The 20,123-nt window shown below is 63.8% G+C and carries 18 protein-coding genes; 9 read left to right on the forward strand and 9 right to left on the reverse strand.

The window, feature by feature from the left end:
• The first annotated feature begins 17 nt into the window (after nucleotides 1-17).
• A complete protein-coding gene (locus tag C9E81_RS13910; RefSeq protein WP_166461916.1) occupies nucleotides 18-1,094 on the forward strand; it encodes a helix-turn-helix domain-containing protein in 1,077 nt (358 codons plus the stop codon).
• On the opposite strand, the gene C9E81_RS13915 is transcribed toward C9E81_RS13910, so the two are convergent.
• The 3 genes from C9E81_RS13915 to C9E81_RS13925 all read right to left on the reverse strand — a co-directional run bounded on the left by C9E81_RS13915 (nucleotide 1,082) and on the right by C9E81_RS13925 (nucleotide 4,112).
• Nucleotides 1,082-1,843, reverse strand: a complete 762-nt coding sequence (locus C9E81_RS13915) for an RlmE family RNA methyltransferase (protein ID WP_122112968.1) — start codon at nucleotides 1,841-1,843, stop codon at nucleotides 1,082-1,084. The genes C9E81_RS13910 and C9E81_RS13915 overlap by 13 nt on opposite strands.
• Nucleotides 1,843-2,964: a Ppx/GppA phosphatase family protein gene (locus C9E81_RS13920; RefSeq protein WP_122112969.1), complete on the reverse strand. Its 1,122-nt coding sequence runs from the start codon at nucleotides 2,962-2,964 to the stop codon at nucleotides 1,843-1,845. Before C9E81_RS13920 ends, C9E81_RS13915 begins: the two co-directional genes overlap by 1 nt.
• Nucleotides 2,965-3,227: 263 nt before the next feature.
• Nucleotides 3,228-4,112 (reverse strand): MBL fold metallo-hydrolase, encoded by an 885-nt coding sequence (locus C9E81_RS13925; RefSeq protein WP_122112970.1) that lies wholly within the window; start codon nucleotides 4,110-4,112, stop codon nucleotides 3,228-3,230.
• Nucleotides 4,113-4,259: 147 nt separating this feature from the next.
• On the opposite strand from C9E81_RS13925, the gene C9E81_RS13930 reads away from it, so the two are divergent.
• Nucleotides 4,260-5,711 carry a TrkH family potassium uptake protein gene (locus tag C9E81_RS13930; protein ID WP_122112971.1) on the forward strand — a complete coding sequence of 484 codons (1,452 nt, stop codon included), beginning with the start codon at nucleotides 4,260-4,262 and terminating at the stop codon, nucleotides 5,709-5,711.
• Nucleotides 5,712-5,808: 97 nt separating this feature from the next.
• Here C9E81_RS13930 and C9E81_RS13935 read toward each other — a convergent pair whose 3' ends face one another.
• Complete coding sequence (locus C9E81_RS13935; RefSeq protein WP_122112972.1) at nucleotides 5,809-7,227, reverse strand: peptidoglycan-binding domain-containing protein; 1,419 nt, start codon at nucleotides 7,225-7,227, stop codon at nucleotides 5,809-5,811.
• 107 nt (nucleotides 7,228-7,334) lie between these two features.
• Between C9E81_RS13935 and C9E81_RS13940 the strand changes: the two genes are divergently transcribed.
• The 6 genes from C9E81_RS13940 (at nucleotide 7,335) to C9E81_RS13965 (ending at nucleotide 14,989) form a co-directional block, all read left to right on the forward strand.
• Entirely contained in the window at nucleotides 7,335-8,258 is a 924-nt protein-coding gene (locus C9E81_RS13940) for a glycine--tRNA ligase subunit alpha (RefSeq protein WP_122112973.1), read from the forward strand.
• Nucleotides 8,255-8,728 (forward strand): DUF6446 family protein, encoded by a 474-nt coding sequence (locus C9E81_RS13945; RefSeq protein ID WP_122112974.1) that lies wholly within the window; start codon nucleotides 8,255-8,257, stop codon nucleotides 8,726-8,728. The genes C9E81_RS13940 and C9E81_RS13945 overlap by 4 nt, the downstream gene beginning before the upstream one ends.
• A complete protein-coding gene (gene glyS / locus C9E81_RS13950; protein WP_122112975.1) occupies nucleotides 8,728-10,995 on the forward strand; it encodes a glycine--tRNA ligase subunit beta in 2,268 nt (755 codons plus the stop codon). The genes C9E81_RS13945 and glyS overlap by 1 nt, the downstream gene beginning before the upstream one ends.
• 114 nt (nucleotides 10,996-11,109) lie before the next feature.
• Entirely contained in the window at nucleotides 11,110-11,778 is a 669-nt protein-coding gene (gene purQ, locus C9E81_RS13955) for a phosphoribosylformylglycinamidine synthase subunit PurQ (RefSeq protein ID WP_122112976.1), read from the forward strand.
• A gap of 47 nt (nucleotides 11,779-11,825) precedes the next feature.
• Complete coding sequence (locus C9E81_RS13960) at nucleotides 11,826-13,643, forward strand: sensor histidine kinase (protein ID WP_122112977.1); 1,818 nt, start codon at nucleotides 11,826-11,828, stop codon at nucleotides 13,641-13,643.
• A gap of 20 nt (nucleotides 13,644-13,663) precedes the next feature.
• Nucleotides 13,664-14,989 carry a sigma-54-dependent transcriptional regulator gene (locus C9E81_RS13965; RefSeq protein WP_122112978.1) on the forward strand — a complete coding sequence of 442 codons (1,326 nt, stop codon included), beginning with the start codon at nucleotides 13,664-13,666 and terminating at the stop codon, nucleotides 14,987-14,989.
• Nucleotides 14,990-15,068: 79 nt separating this feature from the next.
• On the opposite strand, the gene C9E81_RS13970 is transcribed toward C9E81_RS13965, so the two are convergent.
• Nucleotides 15,069-15,977 carry a DMT family transporter gene (locus tag C9E81_RS13970; protein WP_243698658.1) on the reverse strand — a complete coding sequence of 303 codons (909 nt, stop codon included), beginning with the start codon at nucleotides 15,975-15,977 and terminating at the stop codon, nucleotides 15,069-15,071.
• A gap of 41 nt (nucleotides 15,978-16,018) precedes the next feature.
• Complete coding sequence (locus C9E81_RS13975; RefSeq protein ID WP_122112979.1) at nucleotides 16,019-16,612, reverse strand: LysE/ArgO family amino acid transporter; 594 nt, start codon at nucleotides 16,610-16,612, stop codon at nucleotides 16,019-16,021.
• An 83-nt stretch (nucleotides 16,613-16,695) separates the two neighbouring features.
• Between C9E81_RS13975 and C9E81_RS13980 the strand changes: the two genes are divergently transcribed.
• Nucleotides 16,696-17,562 (forward strand): LysR family transcriptional regulator ArgP, encoded by an 867-nt coding sequence (locus tag C9E81_RS13980; RefSeq protein ID WP_122112980.1) that lies wholly within the window; start codon nucleotides 16,696-16,698, stop codon nucleotides 17,560-17,562.
• A 2-nt stretch (nucleotides 17,563-17,564) separates the two neighbouring features.
• Here the strand turns inward: C9E81_RS13980 and C9E81_RS13985 are convergent, their stop codons facing one another.
• The 3 genes from C9E81_RS13985 to C9E81_RS13995 are packed head-to-tail and all read right to left on the reverse strand — an operon-like array spanning nucleotide 17,565 to nucleotide 20,072.
• Nucleotides 17,565-18,509 (reverse strand): CBS domain-containing protein, encoded by a 945-nt coding sequence (locus C9E81_RS13985; protein WP_122112981.1) that lies wholly within the window; start codon nucleotides 18,507-18,509, stop codon nucleotides 17,565-17,567.
• The gene (gene ybeY / locus C9E81_RS13990) at nucleotides 18,506-19,003 is read right to left on the reverse strand and encodes an rRNA maturation RNase YbeY (protein WP_208021177.1); all 498 of its coding nucleotides are present in this window, start codon (nucleotides 19,001-19,003) and stop codon (nucleotides 18,506-18,508) included. Before ybeY ends, C9E81_RS13985 begins: the two co-directional genes overlap by 4 nt.
• Nucleotides 18,996-20,072 carry a PhoH family protein gene (locus C9E81_RS13995; protein WP_122112982.1) on the reverse strand — a complete coding sequence of 359 codons (1,077 nt, stop codon included), beginning with the start codon at nucleotides 20,070-20,072 and terminating at the stop codon, nucleotides 18,996-18,998. Before C9E81_RS13995 ends, ybeY begins: the two co-directional genes overlap by 8 nt.
• Nucleotides 20,073-20,123 lie beyond the last annotated feature (51 nt).

Genomic DNA, 20,123 nt, shown 5'->3' on the forward strand with positions numbered 1-20,123 from the left:
ATGAGTTCACGGTTAGTATGGCGTCTTATGGTCGAACAGATTGGGAGGGCGGCTTTCCCTTCTCGCCCAGCCCCTTCGCGGAACGGAGCCCGACAAGCCGGCACCGTCTGACCGGAGACAGCCTGTCGAAGACCGGGATCAACGACGCGCATATTCCCGAAGGACGTGCCGTCAACCTATCTGCCCATCGCCATGACATGCCCCGGCACGAGCCTCTCTACCCGCCCATGGCGCCCAATGCGCTGCCGGTGGCGAGCCGTCCTTTCGCTCAACGTCCGGTGGTGCGGCAATCGGGATTGCGGCTGCTGCCCCTCGCAAGCTTCGTATGGGGCAGCCGCGCGAAACCTCCGCGCCCCCGGACGCGGGCCGATCACCTCCTGCTCTGGGTGATCGCGGGGCATTTGCAACTGGATTTCCCGCGCCAGCAGCATGTCATGGGTAAGGATGCGGTCCGCTATATTCCCGCCGGCACCGCCTTTGCGGCGCTGCCGATGACCGGAACCGAGGGCTACGCCCTGCTGCTGGCACCGGGATTGCTGCATGAAACCGACCCGCCCTTTCCCCGGCATGCGCTGAGCGGCTCTGTCGGGGAAGCAGCGGAGGCCCTGCTTGCGACTCTCAAGGAACTGGCCGCGGAAAGCGCGAAACCGAACAGCGGCAAGGCCATTCACTGCCTGCTCGGAGTTCTGGCACTGCGCCTTGCCCGGCTGGAGCCGCCACGGGCTAACGCGGCGCGCCCTCCCCTCCCGGGCGAGGCGCAGCGCCCGCTCGTCGAACGCTTTATCGCGCTGGCCATGGCGAATTTGCATCAGGGGCGCACGATCGCCGATCTCGCGGATGAACTGGGAACAGGCACGGCAGCGCTTGACGATGCCTGCCGGAACGCGCGAGGCAAGCGCGCAATCGAACTGATGCATGAGCTGCGGCTGCAGCGGGCAGTCGAAATGCTGCGCGAGACCACCCGTGACCCGGCGCAGATCGCAAGGGAGCTTGGCTATACCAGCCATGCCCATTTCACCCGCAGCTTTGTCGCAGCCACCGGCCGGCTTCCCGAGACATTCCGGGACCAATCGGGTCGCGATCAGCCGGATTGATCCGCCGGGTCATCGCCGCCACGTCCCCGGAACCCGGTCGCGACCACGAATTTCTCGGATGAATCGCTGCGGCTGGCGGGCGGCTTTACATTGGCGACTTTCTGGAAATTCCGCTTCAGCATCGCCTGCATCTCGTTTTCCGCCCCACCGGCCAAGACCTTGGCGACAAAAGTTCCGCCCGGTTCAAGGATATCGAAGGCCAGCGCCGCCGCTGCCTCGACCAGCGCGACGATGCGCAGGTGATCCGTGCCCTTGTGACCTGAAGAGGCCGCCGCCATGTCCGACATCACGACATCGGCGGCTCCGCCGAGCCAGTCCTTGACCTTGTCATCGGCGCCATCCGACAGGAAGTCCAGCACGTGGATCTCGGCCCCGGCAATCGGATCGACCTCCTGCAGGTCGACACCCAGGACCCGGCCTATCGGCTTGCCGGATTTCTCGCCAAGCGCATTCACCCGCTGCACGGCCACCTGGCACCATCCACCCGGCGCACAGCCCAGATCGACCACGCGGGCGCCAGGCACGAGAAAGCGATACTTGTCATCCAGCTCGAGGATCTTGTAGGCGGCCCGGCCCCGATACCCCTCGCGCCTGGCGCGGGCCACATAGGGATCGTTCAACTGCCGCTCCAGCCACAGCTTGCTGGACAGCTTGCGCCCCTTGGCGGTCTTGACCCGAACCTTCAGATCGCGCTGTCCGCGCCCGCTGGATTTTCCCGCCCGGCTGCCGCCCGCGCCTTTTGCCGTCATCATGCCACTCCGTTCAGCCCTTCCGGCCTGAGCACCCCATCGCGCACCATCTGGGCATAAAGCAACCCCTCGCGAAGTCCGCGATCCGCAACCGACAACTTGTTCGTCGGCCAGACCCGCATCAGGGTCTGCAGGATCGCGGCGCCCGACATGATCAGCGCATGCCTTTCCCGCCCGATCCGCGGATCCATGCGGCGGCCATCCGGGCCAAGGGCCAGATAGGAATGGATCACCCGGTCGATCTGCTCGGTGCTCATCGTCAGGCCGTCCACCTTGTTGCGGTCATAGCGGCGCAGATTGAGATGGCTTGCCGCGACCGTGGTGACGGTGCCCGATGTGCCGATGATCTGGAAACCCTCGTCGGGCGAGCCATCCGCATAGGGCGCGAAATCGGCCAGAAGTTCCTCGAAATACCAGCTCATCAGTGCGAAACGGCCCTGATCGTCCTCGACATCGGCAAACATGTCGCGCAGCGTCGCGACCCCCAATGGCACGCTGATCCAATCCACTACCCGCGCACCGCCCGGTTGCGGATTGCCGAAACCATCGCTCAAGCGCATGATCGCGCGCGGACGCTCGCGCGGCTCGACATCCTCCAGGTCGATCCAGACCAGTTCGGTCGATCCCCCACCGATATCCACGACAAGAAGCGTCTCGGTCTTGTGGCTGACCAGCGGCGCACAAGAGATCACCGCCAGCCGCGCCTCTTCCTCGGCGTCGATGACCTCCAGGGGCAACCCCGTCTCGCGGCGGATATTACGCATGAAATCGCGGCTGTTCCGCGCCCGTCGGCAGGCCTCTGTCGCGACCAGCCGCATGCTCTTGACGTTGTGCTGCTCCAGCTTGCGGCGGCAGACCTGCAATGCGTGGATGGTGCGCGCCATCGAACTCCGGGACAAGCGCCCCGAAGCTTCCAGCCCCAATCCAAGCTGCACCGGCTTGGAGAAGCTGTCCACGACCTGAAACTGACTGCCGCGCGGTCGCGCAATCAGCATCCGGCACGAATTTGTCCCGAGGTCGAGCGCCGCATAAAGCGCGCCCTCCTCGGTCTGGCGGGTGACGGACGGCTCAACCGTATTTTTCGGGAACGCGCCCCCACCCGCGGGACGCCTGGGCGCCATAATCACGCCCTCCGATCTCAACTTGGTTTCAAGGTAGCCTGCGGAAAGGGCGCGTTCAAGGGCGCAGCAGGGATTAAAGTCAGCCAGTCTCCATTCGGCTCGTCAACCGCAGGCCGGTCATATGGATTGATGTGGTTTGCCGGAATTGCATAGGGTTCACACTTTCCTGCCCGCACGGACGGACGGCGCAGGTCCCGTGCAACGGATCGGAAACAAGCCGCGCGGGATAGCGGATGCCGGGGCTTTGCCCGTTTGTCCCGTCCCTACAGTCCGTTGACCGGAACCTTCAGCATCGGGCGGCCATCCTTGTCGGTCGGCACCTCGCCCGCCCGCATGTTCACCTGAAGCGAGGGGATGATCAGCCGCGGCATCGCCAGTTGCGCATCGCGCTCGGTGCGGAAGCGGATGAACTCCTCGCGGCTTCGCCCGCCACCGACATGGATATTATGGGCCTTCTCCTCGGCCACGGTGGTTTCCCACCGGATGTCGCGCCCGTTCGGGCCGTAATCGTGGCACATGAACAGCCGCATCTCGTCGGGCAGTGACAGCACCTTCTGGATACTGTCGTAAAGCACCCCCGCATCCCCGCCGGGGAAATCCGCACGGGCCGAGCCGCCATCGGGCATGAAAAGCGTGTCTCCCACGAAAGCCGCATCGCCCATGACATGGGTCATGCAGGCGGGCGTATGACCGGGCGTGTGGATGGCAAAACAAGGCATTTCGCCGATCATGTAGCGGTCGCCATCCTCGAACAGGTGGTCGAACTGGCTGCCGTCGCGCTGAAACTCGGTCCCCTCGTTGAAAATCTTGCCGAAAACCTCCTGCACCACCATGATATTCGCGCCGGTCCCGATCTTGCCGCCCAGGCGGTCCTGTATGTGGGGCGCGGCCGAGAGGTGATCGGCATGGACATGGGTCTCGATGATCCATTCCAGCCGCAAATCACGGCGGCTGACCTCTTCGATCAGCTTGTCGGCATGCTCAAAGGTGATCCGCCCGGCCGCATAGTCGATATCCATGACTGAATCGATGATCGCGCATGCATCCGAGGCCGGGTCCTTCACGATATAGCTGATCGTGTTCGTCGCGGGATCGAAATGACCGCAGACATCCGGCCTGATGGACATCGTCACGGGATAGCCTGTCATCTTCCCTCCGGGATCTGTGCGGCTGCTTCTCGGGAACGAATATAACCGTTCCCCGGCCCATATGCATCCCCGGCAAATGCCAAAAGGCCCTGTCCTTTTACCTTATCGGAGCTTGACGCTTCCTGCCCGGCGCGGCAAGCAATCGGCATGATGGATATTCGCCCGGTCGCTCACCCGCTTGGAAAAGTCGTTGTCGTGCTGGGCGCATCGATGGCCCTTCCCATGGCGGCCGACTGGTGGGCGGGAAACCCGCATTGGGCGGTGTTCCTGCAATCCGGCGTCATCACCATCATCGCGGGGCTGCTGATCACGGTCGCATCGCGGGGTGATTACCGCTCGCTCAACATTCAGCAGGCATTCCTGATCACCTCGGGAATCTGGGCGGTCCTGCCCGCATTCGGCGCTCTGCCCTTCATGCTGGGCCAACCGAATGCAGGCTTTACCGATGCCTATTTCGAGGCGATGTCCGGCATCACCACCACCGGCACAACCGTCTTTCCCGAACTGGACAACCTGCCGCGCGGAACGCATCTGTGGCGCGCCATCCTGCACTGGATCGGCGGGCTGGGGATCGTTGTCGTCGCCATGGTGTTCCTGCCGGTGATGCGGGTCGGCGGCATGCAGTTCTTCCGCTCGGAGGGATTCGACACCCTGGGGAAAATCCTGCCCCGCGCCGGAGAGATCGCGGCCGAGATGACCCGTTTCTATGTCCTGCTGACAATCGCGGCCATATTGACTTATATCCTGCTGGGGCTAAGCGGATACGACGCGGTCGTCCACGCACTGTCGACCGTGTCCACCGGGGGCTTCTCCAGTTACGACGCAAGCTTCGGCGCCTTTCTCGGGGCGCCGGAATGGGCGGCCTCCGTTTTCATGATCCTCGCCTCTATTCCCTTCATCCGCATGGTTCAGGTGATGCGTGGGAACTTTCTGCCGATATGGCAGGACAGCCAGATCCGCGCCTATCTGCGCTGGATTCTCTATACTTGCGCGGTGATAGCCCTTTACCGGTTGCTGGTCATGCAACAGGGCGACAATCCGGGCGATCTGATCCGCGAAACCGTCTTCAACACCATCTCGACCTTTTCCGGCACCGGCTTCGCCTCGACCGACATGACGGCGTGGGGGCATCTGCCATTGGCATTGCTGGTCGTCGTCGGATTGATCGGCGGCTGCACCGGATCGACCGGCTGCTCGGTCAAGGTTTTCCGCTATCTCGTATTGTTCCAGGCCATCCGCGCACAGGTCCGGCGACTGCACTCGCCGCACCGCGTCTATCCCTTGCGCTATGACGGACGCCCTCTAGAGCAGGAGGTGATCGATTCCGTGATGGCTTTCTTCACGCTGTTCATGCTGTCATTCGGGCTGCTGATCGTCGGGCTGTCGCTGACCGGGCTGCACACGCAAACCGCGCTGACCGCCGCATGGACGGCCATCGCCAATGTAGGCCCGGCCTGGGGTCCGGAGATCTCGGCGAACGGATCGGTCGTCGATTTCCCGGCCAGCGCGAAATGGCTGATGATCCTCGGGATGTTCCTCGGAAGGCTTGAACTGGTTTCGGTGCTGGTGCTGCTGCTGCCGAAATTCTGGCGGTCCTGAACGGCGGGCACCTGCCTGTTTGTCAAAACATCCCCAAGGCCGCCGGAAGGGCGTAGCGTCAGCGGAGATAATCCCGGGGCATTGCAAGACAAAGGCCTTAGGGCTGCCCGGTCACGCTCTCCAACTGCGCATCGTCATGTTCCGGCGTGTTTGCCAGGTCATTCCGCGCGGGAGCATGGCGGGCAAAGCTGTCGCTCATCTCGGCGGCAAGTCGGGTCTGGTTTTCGGTATCTTTCGCCGGCCAGATCAGCACGAAGCCCTCCGCCCGCCCGTCGCGCACCCAGCCCTCTGCCCGGCCATGGTGATCGGCATTCTTGCCCGTCAGCAGGACATGGCCCTTCTCGATCATCCGCTTGGGCTGCGGCACCCAGCCAAGCGCCGTGACCAGCCCGGACAGGTCGAGAAGCTCCTGCTGCCCGCCCGGCTGGCTGAACAGGATCAGCGCCGCGCCGGAATCGTTCTTCGGCGCATAGATCGACAACGCCCTTTCGGTGCGGTCGAATTGCAGCTTGTCCATCGGCGCGGTGAGACTCAGCCCGGTATGCTCGTCCTCCAGCGCCGTCAGCCCCAACTCGTCGCGCCACGCCGCGCGCCGTTCGATCAGCTTGCGCATGGCGGTGCCGGGATCGGGGGAAAGCCGCTGCCCGGTGATCTCGGCATTGATGGCGGCGCGGGTCTGGGGTCCGGCCTTGCCGTCGATATCGCCCTCGTATAGCCCCGCCCAACGCAGCGCTTTCTGCACCTCGTCCATCGGCGGCATCTCCTGCGGTTCGCCAGGCGCCGGCAGATCGGGGGCTTCGCCGGGTGTCACCGCCTCGCCCATCTCCGCAGCATCCGAGGTAAAGGCGTCACCGGGCATCAGGTCGGCCTGCTTGAAGGCGGCCAGCCATGCAAGGGCGGTGTCCTCCTCCAGCGGGCCGAGCGCCACGCCATACCAGCCACCCGGCAAATGCCACAGACCGGCATCGGGGAAATTCCCGTGCCATTCCGCCAGCGCTTCCTCGGCCTCGGCCTGAGTGCGCAAGGATTGCAGCCGGATATAGGTGCCCGCTGCCGCGGCGGCAGGCTCTGCAACGGCTTCGGACCCGTCGGCTTGCCCCCCGGCAGTCACCGGATTGACCTGCAGGTTTTCGGGATCCGTGGCCGCAGCCCCGCCGTCCTGCATCGGTTCGGCATTGTCGGAAGGCGTGGCAGCAACCGGTGTCAGTTCGACATTCCGCCCCGGCTCGGCCACGAAACTGTCAACCGGGACCTCTCCGGCGGCCCGCAGCTCGGCCAGCCGGGCCTCGGCCTCTTCCGGCGACAATGGCCCCAGTGCAATGCCGATCCAGCCGCCGCTCAGCGGAAATGTCACCACATCGTCGAATTTCCGCCGCCAGCCCTCGGCGGCCTCGTTCGCTGCCGCCTCGCCCCGCTTGGCCTCGATCCGTATAACCGCATCCTGTGCGAAACCTGCCACCGGCAAACCCGCCGACAGAATCCCTGCCGCCAGAACCATCGTCGTCACGTGCCGCATACCGGCCTCCTTTGCGGATCGCTGTCCGACCCTTTATTGACCCTGCCCCAAGCCACGCCTAGAAGGCGCGGGACGCTTTGCACGATCTATGCAAAAAGGACGCCCCGATGACCAGCCCCAACCGCCCCCGCAGCTTTCAGGAGGTCATTCTCCGCCTGCAGAATTACTGGGCCGGACAGGGCTGCGCGATCCTGCAGCCCTATGACATGGAGGTGGGCGCCGGCACCTTCCATCCCGCAACCACCCTGCGCGCCCTTGGCTCGAAGCCCTGGGCGGCGGCCTATGTCCAGCCCTCGCGCCGCCCGACCGACGGCCGCTATGGCGAGAACCCGAACCGGCTGCAGCACTATTATCAATATCAGGTGATCATCAAACCCAGCCCCGCAAGTTTGCAGGAGCTTTACTTGGGCAGCCTGCGCGCCATCGGCCTTGATCCGATGATCCACGATGTCCGCTTCGTCGAGGATGACTGGGAAAGCCCCACGCTCGGCGCATGGGGACTGGGATGGGAGGTCTGGTGCGATGGTATGGAAGTCAGCCAGTTCACCTATTTCCAGCAGGTCGGCGGGCACGACTGTCGCCCCGTCTCGGGCGAGCTGACCTATGGGCTGGAGCGGCTGGCGATGTATGTGCTGGGTGTCGAGCATGTGATGGACATGCCCTTCAACGACCCCGACGCCGCCATTCCGCTGAGCTATGGCGATGTCTTCCGCCAGACAGAGCAGGAATATTCGCGCTGGAACTTCGATCAGGCCGACACGGACACGCTGTTCCGGCATTTCGAGGATGCCGAGGCCGAATGTGCCCGTATCCTCGGTGCGGACGAGACAGACAGCGCCGGGCGGCGTATCCCGATGGCGCATCCGGCCTATGACCAATGCATCAAGGCCAGCCATGTCTTCAACCTGCTGGACGCGCGCGGGGTGATTTCCGTCACCGAGCGGCAGGCCTATATCGGACGGGTTCGCGCACTGGCCAAGGCATGTGCCGACCTGTTCGTGACCACTGATGCCGCGGGGGCGCAGGCGTGAACGGCAAGATCGTCGGCCTTGTCCTGATCCTGTCCGCCGCCGTCGCGGGGGGCGGGATCTGGTATGCGCAGGAATATGGTTTCTACGACGAGATCGCGCCGGGCAGCCCGGCAGCCGCCGTGCAGATCCAGACCGATGCGGGGGCACGGGACCTTCAGATGGCCGATTTCAAGGGTATCGACGCCGACAGCTCGCCGATCCGCTGGCGCGCCTGTTTCCGCATCGAGGGTGATTTCCCCGACGCCATCCCCTTCGAAGGCGCCACCCCGTTGATTGGCCCGCGCTGGTTCGATTGCTTCGATGCCGAACAGATCGGCGCGGATCTCGAGTCCGGCGCCGCCCGTGCCGTCCTGAGCCAATCCGAGATCCACCCGGATGTGGACCGCGTGCTGGCGATCTATCCCGATGGCCGCGCCTATGGCTGGCACCAATATAACGACAAGACCCCGGAACGCGGAGTGATGGACTGATGCCCGACCTTCTCATCGAGCTTTTCTCGGAGGAAATCCCCGCCCGGATGCAATCCCGCGCCCGTGCGGACCTGAAACGCCTGATCACCGACGGGCTGGTCGAGGGCGGTCTGACCTATGCCTCGGCGGGCACGTTCAGCACCCCGCGCCGGTTGGTGCTGGCCATCGAGGGCCTGACCGCCCACAGCCCCACCACCCGCGAAGAGCGTAAGGGTCCTCGCGTGGACGCACCTGAAAAGGCGTTGGAAGGGTTCCTGCGCAGCGCGGGCCTGACCCGTGATCAACTGGAAAAGCGCGACGACAAGAAAGGGCAGGTCTGGTTCGCCACCATCGAGAAACCGGGCCGCCCCGCAGCCGAGATCGTGGCCGAGGTGCTGGAATCCGCGATCCGCAACTTTCCATGGCCGAAATCCATGCGTTGGGGGGACGGGCCGCTGCGTTGGGTGCGTCCGCTGCATTCGATCCTGTGCATCCTGACCGATGAAACCGGCGCATCCGTGGTGCCGCTGACCGTCGAGGGCATCACGGCGGGCGACACGGCACGCGGCCACCGCTTCATGTCGCCCGAGCCCTTCGCGGTTTCGGGCTACGAGGATTATGCCGCGAAACTGCGCCGCGCCCGGGTCATGCTGGACCAGGACGAACGCGAAGCCGCGATCCGGCAGGAGGCCGACAGCCTCGCCTTCGCGCGTGGCTGGGAGATCGTGCCGGATGACGGGCTGATGTCCGAGGTTGCCGGGCTGGTCGAATGGCCGGTGCCGCTGATGGGGGTGATCGAGGAGCGTTTCCTCGACCTGCCGCCCGAGGTGCTGCAGACCTCGATGAAGGAACACCAGAAATTCTTCTCGGCTCGCAATCCAAAAACCGGACGGATCGAGGGTTTCGTCACCGTCGCCAATATCGAGACCGCCGATGACGGTGCGACGATCCTTGCCGGGAACCAGCGCGTGCTGGCAGCCCGCCTGTCGGATGCCGCCTTCTTCTGGGAAAACGACCTGCGCGACGCGAAAGCGGGCATGGAGGAATGGGCCGAAGGTCTGAAATCCGTGACCTTCCACGGGCAATTGGGTTCTCAGGCGGACCGCATCACGCGCATCGCGGCACTTGCCCGCAAAATCGCGCCGCTGGTCGGGGCAGATCCCGATCAGGCAGAGCAGGCCGCCCAGCTGGCCAAGCTGGATCTGCGCTCTGCTATGGTCGGCGAGTTTCCCGAATTGCAGGGCATCATGGGCAGGTATTACGCCAAGGCCGCGGGCCATGCCGATGCGGTGGCCGATGCCGCGCGGGATCACTATTCGCCCCTTGGCCCCTCGGACGCGGTGCCCTCTGCCCCGGTCTCGGTCGCCGTGGCGCTGGCCGACAAGATCGACATGCTGACCGGGTTCTGGGCCATCGACGAGAAGCCAACCGGTTCGAAGGATCCCTTCGCGCTGCGGCGGGCGGCGTTGGGGGTGATCCGGCTGGTGCTAGTCAATCATCTTCGATTCAACCTGCTTAATACAATACAACAAGGGACTAGATTGGTCCAACAACAGCGCTTCTTGGCTGCGGTGGAGGATACCGGAGCGGACTACGAAAAAGCTGCCGCAGTATTGGGCGTGTCGGCCGATACGCTTAAAGATAGTAAAAATGCAATTAGAAGAGACTTACTCTCGGCGGAGGAAGAAGAAGTCGAGCGTCAAAAGCTTTATGAAATGATGCCTGCCGTGGAAGCTGCGGCACAAAAACTTTTCGCTGCAGACGCCGACCTCCTCGCCTTCCTCCATGACCGTCTCAAGGTCCATCTGCGCGATCAGGGTATCCGCCACGACATCATCGACGCGGTGCTGGCGCAGCCCGGCAATGACGATCTGGTGCAGGTGGTGAACCGTGCCACCGCGCTGAACGAGATGCTGAAGACCGAGGACGGGCTGAACCTGACGCAGGGGCTGAAACGCGCCGGAAACATCCTTGCGCAGGCCGAGGGCAAGGATGGCGTCGAATACAGTTTCGGCGCCGATCCGAAATTCGCCGAAACCGGCGAGGAACGCGCCCTGTTCACCGCGCTCGACACGGCGGAACCGGCGATCAGGGGCGCCATGGAGGCAGAGGATTTCCCCGCCGCCATGACCGCCATCGCCGGGCTGCGTGCGCCCATCGACGCGTTCTTCGAGGCGGTGCAGGTCAATACCGACAACCAGATCGTCCGGCGTAACCGGCTCAACCTGCTTTCCCGCATCCGCGAGGCAGGCCGCCAGATCGCCGATTTCACCCGGATCGAGGGCTGAGCGCCTCCGCGCCATGCCCTTGCCCGCATGATTGAAGGTTCCAAGCCCGCCGGCCTCTTTTCTTGCCGCTCGGGTTGCGCTAAACCATTGCCATCCCTCACAGGAGCCTTGTCCATGAAAGCCGCCGTCATCACCTTTCCGGGATCGAATTGCGATCGTGACCTAGCGGTTGCGCTTGAACAGGCCGGGGCCGAGGTGACGCGGGTCTGGCACAAGGACAGTGCGCTTCCGGCGGGCACGGAGCTGGTGGCGGTGCCGGGCGGTTTTTCCTATGGCGATTACCTGCGCTGCGGCGCGATTGCCGCGCAATCACCCATCGCCCGGAACCTGCGCGAGCACGCGGACAAGGGCGGTTACGTGCTGGGGATCTGCAATGGCTTTCAGGTGCTGACCGAACTGGGCCTGCTGCCCGGCGCATTGATGCGCAACCAGGGGCTGACCTTCCTGTGCAAGCCAGCCCCGCTGAAGGTCGCCACCACCGACAGTGCCTATACCTCCGGCTATGCTCCGGGCCAGACGATCACTATTCCCGTCGCCCATCACGATGGTAATTTCCAGATAAGCGAGGGCGAACTCGCGCGTCTGCGGGACGAGGACCGGATCGCCTTCACCTATGCGCCGGCGATCAACGGCTCGGTCGGGGATATCGCGGGAATCCTGTCGGCCAATCGCCGGGTTCTGGGCATGATGCCCCATCCCGAGCGTGCCGCCGATACAGCATTGGGGGGCCTGGATGGAAGGCCCCTGTTCACAGGGTTGGTCGAGGCGCTTGCCTACGCCTGACTTGAGCGCCGCCCGATCTGGCTCTAGATTGCGCAAGTTGCGCAATAATGGCGAAAGTGCGGTCCGTGACCGGTAAAGATGATATCGCAGCGGCAAGGCCGAAAGGCGCGCGCCGGGGCCTGCCTCCGGTGGCCAGCCCATGGTGGCTGCGCAGCGCTATCGTGGTGATCATCCTGACGGCGCTGGTATCTATCTGGACGACCAATGCGTGGCTGACCGAACGGTTCTCGGAAAACACCCGGATGCGAGCCGATCTTCGGCTTGCGCTTTATACCGGAAACCTGCTTTCCGAATTGCAGCGAACGGCCGTGGTTCCCTTGCTGCTGGCCCGCGATCCGACCCTGATCGGTGCATTGAACAACAATGATTTCTCCAGCACATCCGCCCGTTTGATCGCGGCGCAAAAAGAGATCGGCGCGGTCTCGATCCGGTTGCTGGATGCTTCCGGAAGAACCGTCGGATCGACCGATCGTTATCAGATCGGCACCAGCAACTCTCTGGCTCCCTATTATGTCGAGGCATTGCGGTCGCGGGACACCGTGTTTGCTGTTTCGAAGGAGGAAGCCGGCGCCTATGAATTCACCTATTCCCGGGCCGTCGTGGCCGACAGCAAGACACTAGGCGTCATCGTCGTCGCAGCTGACCTGACTCAGATCGAACGCTCGTGGGCCGGTATCGCGGATGCGGTGGCGGTAACCGACAGTTCGGGCGACATCATATTATCGACGGAGCCACGCTGGCGCGGGCTGACCATGCCCGAGGCACTGTCGGTGCGCTCCGCTCCTTCCGCGATCCAGCGGGCCTTCCAGGTCACCACCGACTGGACCACCGCCCCTGCCGATGCCTATGTGCAGGGCCGCGCGGTGATGCGCAGCGAGCGCAGGATTCCGTTCCGAGGCTGGAAAATGATAGGCTTCACCACCTATTCCTCGATCCGTGAGCGGGTGAACGCCGTGCTGGCACTTGAAATCATGGGATTCGCGATCCTGCTTGCGACCAGTTTCTATATCCTGTCGCGACGGGCCCGGATGCAGTCGGTGGCATATATGCGGGAATCGGCGGATCTGCGGGCGCTGAATGCCCGCCTGACCCGCGAGATCGCCGAACGCGAACGGGTGCAAAAGGAACTGCGCGTGGCCGAGCAGACGGTTCAGCAAAGCTCCAAGCTGGCGGCGCTTGGCGAGATGTCGGCGGGGGTGAGCCACGAGCTCAACCAGCCGCTGGCGGCGATGAAGACCTATCTGGCGGGCGCGCGCCTGCTGTTGCAACGCAACCGCCCCGAAGAGGCGCTGTCCAGCTTCCAGCGCATCAACGACCTGATCGACCGCATGAGCGCCATTACCAGGCAGCTCAAATCCTATGCCCGCAAGGGCGGCGAAGCGGTCGAGCCGGTCGATCTGCGCGAAGCGGTCGGCTCCGCCCTGACGATGATGGAGCCACAGCTGCGCGAACGCCCAATCCAGGTGAGCCGCAACCTCCCCCGCGGCAAGGTCATGGTGATGGCGGATCGCATCCGGCTCGAGCAGGTCATCATCAACCTGCTGCGCAACGCCGTGGATGCCGTCAAGGATCGGCGCGAGGGGCGAATCGACATTACCGTGGAAAGCGGCGCTCACGCCTATGTGTCCGTTCGCGACAACGGTCCGGGTGTCACTGATCTGGAAAAACTGTTTGAACCATTCTGGACAACAAAGAAACCCGGAGAGGGAACCGGGCTGGGTCTGGCGATTTCTTCGTCGATCGTGGCGGATTTCGGAGGTCGTCTGACCGCCCATAATGAAACCGAAGGCGGTGGAGCGGTGTTTCAGGTTGAGTTGCCCTTGCATCGGCCCGAAGAGCCGGGCGAGGCGCTTGCTGCCGAATAAGACAAAAGAGAGGATGCCTGATGTCCCGCAAACTGAAGATTGCGATCGTTGACGACGAGCCCGATATGCGGGAATCGATCAGCCAGTGGCTGGTCCTGTCGGGCTTCGAGACCGAATCCTATGCCAGCGCCGAGGACGCGCTGAAGGTCGTCGGACCGGACTGGCCGGGGGTCGTTGTCTCGGATATCCGCATGCCGGGAATGGATGGAATCGCTTTTCTCAAGCGCCTGATGAGCATGGATTCCGCCCTGCCCGTGATCCTGATCACCGGTCATGGCGATGTGCCGATGGCAGTCGAGGCGATGCGGCTCGGGGCCATGGATTTCATGGAAAAGCCCTTCAACCCCGACAAGATGACCGCGCTGGCCAAGAAGGCCACACAGGCCCGCCGGATGACGCTGGACAACCGCGCGCTGCGCCGCGACCTGTCCGAAGGTCAGCAAGTCATGTCCAAGCTGATCGGCTCCAGCCCGGTGATGGAACGGCTGCGCGAGGATATCCTGGATCTCGGACAGGCCGACGGCCATGTGCTGATCGACGGAGAGACCGGCACCGGCAAGACGCTGGTCGCCCATGCACTTCATGCGGTGGGGCCGCGCGCGACGAAGAAATTCGTCCCCGTGTCATGCGCGGCCTATAATGACGAGGCACTGTCCGCACGCCTTTTCGGCCCATTGGATGACGGGCTGCCCGCGGTCGAGGAAACCCGCGGCGGCACCCTTTGCCTCGAGGATATCGAGGCCCTGTCCGAACCCCTGCAAGCCCGCCTGCTGGCCTTTATCAGCGATCAGGGCGCGCCCGCCGAGACCCGCATCATCGCCATTTCGAACGCGCGGGGCGAGGGCCGCAAGGCCGAGGATTCGCTGCGGCCCGACCTGTTCTACCGGCTTTCGGCGCTGAATATCACGCTGCCGCCCCTGCGCGCGCGCGGCGAGGATATCCTGACGCTTTTCAACCGGATGACGGAACAGTTCTCGGAGGAATATGGCTGCGAGGCCCCGCAGGTCGGCGCACAGGAGGCCGCACAGCTTCTGCAAGCGCCATGGCCCGGCAATATCCGCCAGCTCATCAACGTGGCCGAGCGCGCGGTCCTGCAGAACCGGCGCGGTTCGGGCAGCATCGCATCGCTGCTGATGACGGACGGGGACGACAACCAGCAGGCCACCACGACCGAGGGAAAGCCGCTCAAGGAATATGTCGAGAGCTTCGAGCGCATGCTGATCGACAATACCATGCGCCGCCACAAGGGCAGCATCGCCAATGTCATGGACGAGCTGTGCCTGCCGCGACGGACGTTGAACGAAAAGATGGCCAAATACGGGTTGCAGCGCAGCGACTACCTGTAACGGCCTGGCACGAATGGCCGGGGCGAGCCGTTCCGGCCGTCTTCCGCCCTGCGCGGTCGGATTGACGGAATCCTGCCGGCTATGCCTTGGTCACATCGACCGGCGGCGTCTTGGTCGTGGCCCGCTTTCGGGCTTCGCGCCAAGTGATATAGGTGATCGCGCCGATCATCAGCCCGCCACCCAGGATGACCCATCCATCCAGGGGCTCGTGAAAGACCAGCACACCCAGCAGGCTGGCCCAGATCAGTTGCAGGAAAGTTACCGGCTGCGTCACGGTCAGCGGTGCGGCGGCGAAAGCCCGGGTCATGGTGTAATGTCCCAGTGTCGCGAATACTGCGACCAGCCCCAGCCAACCGATCTGCGCGATGCTCGGCGGGACCCAGACTGCATATGCCAGTGGTGCCAGCCCGACCGAAACCGTCAGCGACATCATCGCCACGACAACCGCCGCAGGCACCCTGTCGGACAAATGCTTGGCCAACAGATAGGACACCCCGAAGGTCACGGATGCCCCCAATTGCGACAGATGCCCCGGATCGAGTTCCCGTATCCCCGGCCGCAGCACGATGAGCGCACCAAGCAGCGCGACAAAAATCGCCGCAATCCGGCGCGCCGCCAGCTTTTCGCCAAGAAACAGCGCCGCACCGACCGTGACCATGATCGGGTTGAGAAAGCCGATCGCAGTGACCTCTGCCACGGTGATCCGCGACATCGCATAGAACCAGCCGATCACCGCCATCACGTGCAGCACCCCGCGCAGCGCGAACAGTTGCCAGACCGGCGCGGAAAAGCCACGGCGCAGCGCCGGCAGCAGCACCGGCAACAGGAAACCCGTCCCGAAAAGAAAGCGGATGAAGGCTGCCTGCGGGGCGGGCAATGCGCCCTCAAGACCACGAACGATGCCGTTGACGGCCACGAAACACAGCCCGGTCACCAGCATCCAGCCGATGCCGATCAGATCGCGGCGCGTATCCAGTTCAATTTGCATATGATGCAATCACACGCTTTCGCGGGCGGTTGCAAGCCCCCTCAGCCAATCATCAGCCGAAGCGCGATGGCCCACATCACGCAACCCACCCCGGCCTCCAGCCATTGCCAGGCCCGGGGGCGTGCGAAAACCGGCGCCAACAGCCTTGCTCCATAGCCCAATGTAAAGAAGAACAGGAAGGAACCGGTAATCGCTCCGGCGGCGAATCCGGTGCGATCCGGCCATTGCGCCGACACGGCACCAAGCAGAACCACCGTATCCAGCCAGACATGCGGATTGAGCCATGTCAGGGCCGCGATCGCCGCCAATGTCGTGACCAGCCCGTTGCTGCGCCCCTCGGGCCGCAACGCTTCGCCCCCGGCCAGCGCCGCGCGAAAGGATTTCAGCCCATACCATAGCAGGAACGCGACACCGCCCCACCGCATCGCCTCCATCAGCCAGGGCAGGCGCGCGCCCGCCGCCGCCATGCCGCCGACACCCGCGGCAATCAAAATCGCATCCGACAGTGCGCAGAACAGGCATACGGCCAGAACATGACGCCGCATCAGCCCCTGTTTCAGCACGAAGGCGTTTTGTGCCCCGATAGCAAGGATCAACGACAATCCGGTGCCCAGACCGGCAAGATAAGACATCATGGCAAAGCTCCTTCGGGCTTGCTGATGCCAAGCCGGGATGTTTAAGTAAAATGAATATATCTTATCCTGATTAAGTGAAACTGATGCTGGACTATCCTGCACTCCAGGCGCTTGCCGAAATCATCCGCCGCGGCTCTTTCGAGGCGGCCGCCCATGCGCTGGCGATTACGCCCTCGGCGATTTCGCAGCGCATCCGCAACCTGGAGGATCGCAGCGGCGCAGTGCTGATCGACCGGGGACCGCCCGTGCAGGGGACTGAGGCGGGGCTGCGCCTTGCCGCTCATCTCGACCAGGTGCGGCTGCTGGAAAGCACGCTTGCGGGGAGCCCGCATCCCACACAACCGCCGGTGATCCGCATCGCCATGAATGCCGACAGCCTCGCCACATGGGCCATACCCCCACTGACCGAGGCCCCCGGGCTGGTCGATCTGGTCATCGACGATCAGGATCACGCGCTGGACTGGCTCCGCAACGGTCAGGTCGCCGCCGCATTGACCAGCGACAGCCGCCCTGTCACCGGCTGCGACAGCATCCCGCTTGGCCGAATGCGTTATCGTGCCACCGCCAGCCCCGAATTCGCTGCGCGCCATTTTCCCGATGGGCCCGACGCGGACAGCCTCTCCCGCGCTCCGGCGCTCAATTTCAACAGCAAGGACAGCCTGCAGGATCGTTGGATCAGGCAGATGACTGGCCGCCGCATCGCCCAGCCCCTGCACCGGATTCCCTCGTCACAGGGCTTTGCCGAGGCAACCCGCCTCGGACTTGGCTGGGGCATGAATCCCGAGGCGATGATCACCGACGATCTTGCCACGGGACGTCTGATTGACCTTGCGCCGGAACTTCCGCTGGACGTCCCACTTTTCTGGCAAACCGCCCGCATATCGGCCGCAGCCATCGAATCGCTGACCCGGGCGGTGGAAGGGGCTGCCCGGACAGCTTTGCTGAGATAAGGCTACTCGACCGCTCCGGCCTTGTTTTCATCCGGCTTGGCCTGTGCCGAAGCGGTAACGCCGGGCAGGCGCAGCCGGATGCGCTTGATCCGGCGGGGGTCGGCCTCGACGATCTCGAACTCGGCGCCGGAATCATGGGCGATCACCTCGCCGCGCAGGGGCACGCGCCCGGCCAGCATGAAGATCAGCCCGCCAAGCGTATCAATATCCTCGTCCTCATCCTCCGCCAGCAGGCGCAACCCCGTTTCCGCCTCGGCCTCGTTCAGGGGTGTGCGGGCCAACATCAGCCACTGGCCGGGCTTCTCCAGACTCCAGAGATCGCCCTCTTCCTCGTCATGCTCGTCCTCGATCTGGCCGATCACCTGCTCGATCAGATCCTCGATCGTCACCAGCCCGTCCACGCCGCCATATTCATCGATGACCAGCGCCATATGGATGCGCTTCTGCCGCATCTGCTGCAACAGCACGCCGATGGTCATCGAGGGCGGCACGTAAAGTAGTGGGCGCAGCATCGGGCGCAGGGTGAACTTGCCGCCTTTGCCAAATCCATGCTTGAGCGCAAGGTCCTTGAGATGGATCAGTCCAAGCGGGCTGTCCAGCGTGCCGCGAAAAACCGGAATGCGCGAGAAACCATGCTCGCGAAACATTTCGACCAGATCATCCTGGGTGATGTTCAGGGGGGCGGCGACGATCTCGACCTTGGGAATGGCGACGTCATCGACCCGCATCCGGCGCAGATTGACCATGCCCGGCACATGATGCGCCTTTGGACGGTCTGTCTGCGCAGGCTCCCCCTGATTGTCATCATGCCCGGTCAGCGCCTCGAAGAAACGGCCGAAGAAACCGCGAGAGGCCGGCAGGTCGCGCCCCTCGCCGCCCACTCCGTCGGCTGCCGTGGCGGGTTCGTCCCCAAGATGATCGGTGGATAATCGGGATTCGGAATTCATGTTGCTTTCTCTTGATACGGATCGGGAATCCGGAGGTTCTGCAGAATCGAACGCTCGGCCGCCTCCATGGTTTCGGCATCGAGGTCGTTCTCATGATCGTAGCCCAGCAGATGCAGGACTGCATGGATGAGCAGATGCGTGACGTGATCGGCAAATGGCTTGCCTTGCGCCCGCGCCTCGGCCTCGCAGGTGTCGAAGGAAATGGCGATGTCACCCAGTTCCTCGATTTCGGGGAACACAGGGCGCGCGCCGGGATCGCGCGGAGCATGTTCGACCGAGGGCCATGACAGCACGTTGGTTGCGCGCGGCTTACCCCGGAAATCCGCGTTCAGCGCCGCGATCCGGGCATCGTCGCAGCCAAGCACCACGACCTCGCCATGAAGCCCGTGCCATTCCAGCGCGGCAGTGACAGCGCGTTCGGCCAGGCTTTCGAGTCCGGCCTTTTCCCATCGCTCATCCTCGATGACGCTGTCGGCGGATATCTCGTCAGGCATCGTTTCGTGTCGTGCGGCGCGGGATGTAGCCGCCCCGGTTCTCCGTGTTTTCGCCGCGAGCCAGAGCCGCCTGATCCTCGGCGTCATAGGCCTCGATGATGCGGGCGACCAGCGGGTGGCGGACCACATCCTTGGCGGTGAAATAGCTGAAACCGATCCCCTTGACGCCCCCCAGGATACGCTCTGCATCGACCAGCCCCGACTGCATCCCCCGCGGCAGGTCGATCTGCGTGCGGTCGCCGGTAATGACCATGCGCGAACCCTCGCCCAAACGCGTCAGGAACATCTTCATCTGCATTGTCGAAGCGTTCTGCGCCTCGTCCAGAACCACGAAGGCGCTGGACAGCGTGCGCCCACGCATGAAGGCCAGCGGCGCGATCTCGATCCGCTTTTCCTCCATCAGCTTCTGCATCTGCTTGCCCGGCAGAAAATCGTTCAATGCGTCATATAGAGGCTGCATGTAGGGATCGACCTTCTCCTTCATGTCGCCGGGCAAAAAGCCAAGACGCTCGCCCGCCTCGACGGCGGGGCGGGACAGGATGATGCGATCCACCTGCCCGCCGATCAGCATCGTGACCCCGACGGCCACGGCCAGATAGGTCTTGCCGGTCCCTGCCGGACCGATCCCGAAGGCCAGTTCATTCTCGAACAGCGAACGGACATAGGCCTTCTGCGCGTCGGTGCGCGGCTCAACCGATTTCTTGCGGGTGCGCAACTCGTAATTTCCGGCAGAGAACATCTCGAGCTGTTCGTCTGCCGTTGTCTCGGCCGAGCCGTCGATGCCCATGCGCAAGGCGGCGTCAATCTCGGCCAGTTCAACCGGGCGCCCCTGCTCCAGCCGGGCATAAAGGCCTTGCAGCAGCTGCCCGGCCTCTGCCTGCGCCTCGGCCTGGCCTACGACGGCAAGCTGGTTGCCCCGGCGCAGGATATGGACGGACAGCGCTTCTTCGATGCGGGCAAGGTGCCGGTCGTTGACGCCGCACAGATCGATCAGCAGTCGGTTGTCCGGAAATTCCAGCAGAGTTTCGCCTGGTGGTGTGGTCGCGGGTGGCGTTGGGGTCAGGCCCAAATTTTTCTCCTGCTTGAGACTATGTCCTTATGGTGGCGATCCAAGGGGATT

It is taken from the genome of Paracoccus alkanivorans, from assembly GCF_003697785.1.
Classification (GTDB): Bacteria; Pseudomonadota; Alphaproteobacteria; order Rhodobacterales; family Rhodobacteraceae; genus Paracoccus; species Paracoccus alkanivorans.

Coding starts and splice junctions, on each gene's coding strand:
- C9E81_RS13925 (WP_122112970.1), bottom strand. CDS start 4,112: ATGACAGGCTATCCCGTGACGATGTCCATCAGGCCGGATGTCTGCGGT.
- C9E81_RS13980 (WP_122112980.1), top strand. CDS start 16,696: ATGCTGGACTATCCTGCACTCCAGGCGCTTGCCGAAATCATCCGCCGC.
- C9E81_RS13930 (WP_122112971.1), top strand. CDS start 4,260: ATGATGGATATTCGCCCGGTCGCTCACCCGCTTGGAAAAGTCGTTGTC.
- purQ (WP_122112976.1), top strand. CDS start 11,110: ATGAAAGCCGCCGTCATCACCTTTCCGGGATCGAATTGCGATCGTGAC.
- C9E81_RS13965 (WP_122112978.1), top strand. CDS start 13,664: ATGTCCCGCAAACTGAAGATTGCGATCGTTGACGACGAGCCCGATATG.
- C9E81_RS13935 (WP_122112972.1), bottom strand. CDS start 7,227: ATGCGGCACGTGACGACGATGGTTCTGGCGGCAGGGATTCTGTCGGCG.
- C9E81_RS13975 (WP_122112979.1), bottom strand. CDS start 16,612: ATGATGTCTTATCTTGCCGGTCTGGGCACCGGATTGTCGTTGATCCTT.
- glyS (WP_122112975.1), top strand. CDS start 8,728: ATGCCCGACCTTCTCATCGAGCTTTTCTCGGAGGAAATCCCCGCCCGG.
- C9E81_RS13910 (WP_166461916.1), top strand. CDS start 18: ATGGCGTCTTATGGTCGAACAGATTGGGAGGGCGGCTTTCCCTTCTCG.
- C9E81_RS13940 (WP_122112973.1), top strand. CDS start 7,335: ATGACCAGCCCCAACCGCCCCCGCAGCTTTCAGGAGGTCATTCTCCGC.
- C9E81_RS13920 (WP_122112969.1), bottom strand. CDS start 2,964: ATGGCGCCCAGGCGTCCCGCGGGTGGGGGCGCGTTCCCGAAAAATACG.
- C9E81_RS13970 (WP_243698658.1), bottom strand. CDS start 15,977: ATGCAAATTGAACTGGATACGCGCCGCGATCTGATCGGCATCGGCTGG.
- C9E81_RS13915 (WP_122112968.1), bottom strand. CDS start 1,843: ATGACGGCAAAAGGCGCGGGCGGCAGCCGGGCGGGAAAATCCAGCGGG.
- ybeY (WP_208021177.1), bottom strand. CDS start 19,003: ATGCCTGACGAGATATCCGCCGACAGCGTCATCGAGGATGAGCGATGG.
- C9E81_RS13960 (WP_122112977.1), top strand. CDS start 11,826: ATGGCGAAAGTGCGGTCCGTGACCGGTAAAGATGATATCGCAGCGGCA.
- C9E81_RS13985 (WP_122112981.1), bottom strand. CDS start 18,509: ATGAATTCCGAATCCCGATTATCCACCGATCATCTTGGGGACGAACCC.